This window comes from Variovorax sp. 01T439_2 (assembly GCF_056398445.1).
Map to the genome: position 1 here is coordinate 1 of NZ_JBFTPJ010000577.1, position 3,894 is coordinate 3,894.

A 3,894-nucleotide genomic window follows, 5' to 3' on the forward strand; every position below is an offset into this window, starting at 1 on the left:
GCTGGAGGCTTCGCGTGCGCGCCTGTCGTCGGCCGCCGGCAGCAGCCAGGAGGCGCTGGCAATGGCAGGTGCAAAGGGCGTCTCGGAGGACGAGGCGGCGGACATCCGGCAGCAGCAGGACGCCGCGCGCGTGGCGCTCGAACGCTGGGTGGGGGTGCAACCCGGCGAGCTGATGCCCGTCGGCGAGCTTCCCTTGCCCGGTGAAGACGCCTATGTGGCCGGGCACGCCACGGTGGCCGCGCGGCAGCGCGACGTCGACGTGGCCCGGCAGGCGGCGGCGGTCACGGCGTCCAACCGCAAGCCCAACTGGACCTGGGAGCTGGCCTACGGCCAGCGCACCGGCTATTCCGACATGGTGTCGGTCGGCGTGAGCATTCCGCTGCCCGTGGCACCCGGCGAACGGCAGGACCGCGACACCGCCGCCAGGCTGGCGCTGGTCGAGAAGGCCGAAGCCGATCTGGCCGAGGCCACCCGCGCCGCCGGTGCCGAATACCGCGCACTCGCGAGCGATGCCGAGCGCCTGCGGCAGCGCATCGAGCGCTATCGCGCCGGTGTCGTCGTTCCCGCCGGCCAGAGGACGGCCGCCGCGATGGCGGCCTACCGCTCCAACCAGGCGAGCCTCGCTGCGCCGTTCGAGGCGCGGCATGCCGAGCTCGAAGCGCAGCGCAAGCTGCTGGCGCTGCAGCGCGATCTCACGCGGGCCCGAATCCTACTGGCCTTCCGCCCGCTCACTGCCGAGGTGGCGCAATGAACCGACAACTCACCGCGGGCGTGTCGCTGCTGGCCGCCCTGCTGCTCGCCACGGGTGCCTTCTACCTGGGCCGCAAGACGGGCCAGGCCGCGGATGCGCCGACCGCGGCCGCCGCTCCCGATGGCCGCAAGGTCCTCTACTGGCAYGACCCGATGGTGCCCGGCCCGCRCTTCGACAAGCCCGGCAAGTCGCCGTTCATGGACATGCAACTCGTGCCCGTGTATGCCGACAACGCCACCGGTGCGGCTGGCGACGCGGGCGTGAAGATCAGCCCCGCCGCGCAGCAGAACCTCGGCATCCGGTATGCGAAGGTGCGGCGCACCGACGCGTCGTCCTCGTTCGAAGCCATCGGTTCCGTGCAGTTCGACGAACGGCTCAATGCCGCGGTGCAGACCCGCGTGGCCGGCTACGTCGAGCGCCTGTCGGTTCGCGCACCGATGGAGCGCGTGCGCAAGGGCCAGGCCCTGGCCACACTCTTCGCGCCCGATTGGCTCGGGCCGCAGAACGAGTGGCTTGCGCTCAGGCGCGCGGGCGTTTCGCCCGATCTCGTTGCGGCGGCCCGCGACCGCATGCGGGCGCTGTCGATTCCCGCCGAACTCATCCGGCGCAGCGAGGAGACCGGCACAGCGCAGGCGCGCTATGTGCTCACCGCGCCGGTCGATGGCGTGGTGGCCGAGCTGGGCGTGCGCGAAGGCGTCGCGGTCACGCCCGGCATGACGCTGTTCCGCATCGCGGGCCTGCAGAAGGTCTGGGCGGTGGCCGAGATTCCGGAGGCGCAGGCGCTTGGCCTCGCGCGCGGGCAGAAGGCCAAGGCCGTTCTGCAGGCCGACGCGTCGCAGTCGTTCGACGGTGCGCTCGACGAGATCCTGCCCGAGATCAGCACCGCCACCCGTACCCTGAAAGCCCGCTTCGAGGTCGACAACACCAAGGGAAAACTCACGCCTGGCATGCTGCTGCGGCTGCAGGTGGCGGGGCCCGCGAGCAGCCGGCTGGTGGTGCCTTCGGAGGCGGTGATCCGCACCGGCCGGCGCGCCGTCGTCATCGTGCGCAAGGCCGACGGCGCCTTCGAGCCGCGCGACGTATCGACGGGCGCGGACCTGGGCGACGACACCGAGGTCGTCTCGGGCCTGTCCGAAGGCGAGCAGGTGGTGGCCAGCGGCCAGTTCCTGATCGACTCGGAGGCGCGGCTGCGCTCGGTGCTCGGCAACATGGCGGCACCCGCGGCCGCACCGGGCGCAAGCGCCCCGGCACCGGCCGTGGTGACTCACCAGGCCGAAGGCAAGGTCGAGAGCGTGGCGCCCGACGGCATCACCATTTCGCATGGGCCAATCGCGTCACTCCAGTGGCCCGCGATGACGATGGGCTTCGGCAAGGCCGCGCCCAGTGCATTCCCCGAGATCAAGCCGGGCGACCCGGTGCGCTTCGAGTTCAGGGAAGGCGGCGCCATGGGCTACGAGCTGGTCTCCATCCAGCGGCTGCAATCGGGCGCCACGAAATGATCGCCGCCCTGATCCGCTGGTCGGTCGGCAACCGCTTCCTGGTGCTGATCGCGACCCTGTTCCTGGTGGCCGCGGGGGGGTGGTCGGTGGCGCATACGCCGCTCGATGCCCTGCCCGATCTCTCGGACACGCAGGTCATCATCCGCACGCCCTACCCCGGAAAGGCACCCCAGGTGGTCGAGGACCTGGTCACCTATCCGCTCACCACCACCATGCTCAGCGTGCCCGGCGCCAAAACCGTGCGCGGCTATTCGTTCTTCGGCGACTCGTTCGTCTATGTGCTGTTCGACGACAAGACCGATCCGTACTGGGCGCGCTCGCGCGTGGTGGAGTACCTCAACCAGGTGCAGGCCAGGTTGCCCGCAGGCGCGAGCGCATCGCTCGGCCCCGACGCGACGGGCGTGGGCTGGGTCTACGAGTACGCGCTGGTCGACCGCACGGGCACGCGCGACATCGGGCAGCTGCGCGCGCTCAACGACTGGTTCCTCAAGTTCGAGCTCAAGACCGTGCCCGACGTGGCCGAGGTGGCCAGCATCGGCGGCATGGTGCGGCAGTACCAGGTGGTGCTCGACCCCGACCGCATGCGCGCGCTCGGCATCACGCAGGCGGCAGTGGTGGAGGCCCTGCAGAAGGCCAACCAGGCCTCGGGCGGCTCGGTGGTGGAGCTTGCCGAGGCGGAGTACATGGTGCGCTCGCGCGGCTACCTGCGCTCGCTCGATGATTTCCGGACCATCCCGCTCGCGGTGACCGGCGCCACGCCGGTGCTGCTGCGCGACGTGGCCACCGTGCAGATCGGCCCCGAGATGCGCCGCGGCATCGCCGAGCTGGACGGCGAAGGCGAAGTGGCCGGCGGCGTGGTCGTCATGCGATCGGGCAAGAACGCGCGCACGGCCATCGAGGCCGTCAAGGCGAAGCTCGAGGCACTCAAGCCGGGCCTGCCACCGGGCGTGGAGATCGTACCCACCTACGACCGCTCGCTGCTGATCGACCGCGCGGTGCAGAACCTGCGCTCCAAGCTCGTCGAGGAGTTCATCGTGGTGGCGCTGGTCTGCGCGGTGTTCCTGTTCCACCTGCGTTCGGCGCTGGTCGCGGTGGTGGCGCTGCCCATCGGCGTGCTGGCCGCGTTCATCGTCATGCACTGGCAAGGGGTCAACGCCAACATCATGTCGCTGGGCGGCATCGCGATCGCCATCGGCGCGATGGTGGACGGCGCGATCGTCATGGTGGAGAACGTGCACAAGCACATCGAGGCCTTCGAGGCCGCGCACGGACGGCCGCCCGCGGTGGCCGAGCGCTGGCAGCTGGTGGCCGATGCGTCCGTGGAGGTGGGGCCGGCGCTGTTCTTCTCACTGCTGGTGATCACGCTGTCCTTCGTGCCGGTGTTCTCGCTCGAGGCGCAGGAGGGGCGGCTGTTCTCGCCGCTGGCCTTCACCAAGACCTACGCCATGGCGGCCGCGGCGGGCCTGTCGGTCACGCTGATTCCGGTGCTCATGGGCTATCTGGTCCGCGGGCGCATTCCGCATGAAGCTTCCAACCCGGTGAACCGCTTGCTCATGGCGGCCTACCGGCCCGCGCTGGAACTGGTGCTGCGCTTTCCCAAGGGAACGCTGGCCGTGGCCGCCGTGCTGCTGGCCCTCACCGCGG

The 3,894-nt window shown here is 70.7% G+C and carries 3 protein-coding genes; all 3 read left to right on the forward strand.

Annotation, left to right across the window (positions count from 1 at the left end):
* Nucleotides 1–751 (forward strand): TolC family protein (locus AC1DOC_RS23600; RefSeq protein WP_478130600.1); only part of this gene is annotated, 751 nt, incomplete at its 5' end.
* A complete protein-coding gene (locus tag AC1DOC_RS23605; RefSeq protein WP_478130601.1) occupies nucleotides 748–2,250 on the forward strand; it encodes an efflux RND transporter periplasmic adaptor subunit in 1,503 nt (500 codons plus the stop codon). The genes AC1DOC_RS23600 and AC1DOC_RS23605, both read left to right, overlap by 4 nt.
* Nucleotides 2,247–3,894: efflux RND transporter permease subunit (locus tag AC1DOC_RS23610; protein ID WP_478130602.1), on the forward strand; the 1,648-nt coding region annotated here is incomplete at its 3' end. The genes AC1DOC_RS23605 and AC1DOC_RS23610, both read left to right, overlap by 4 nt.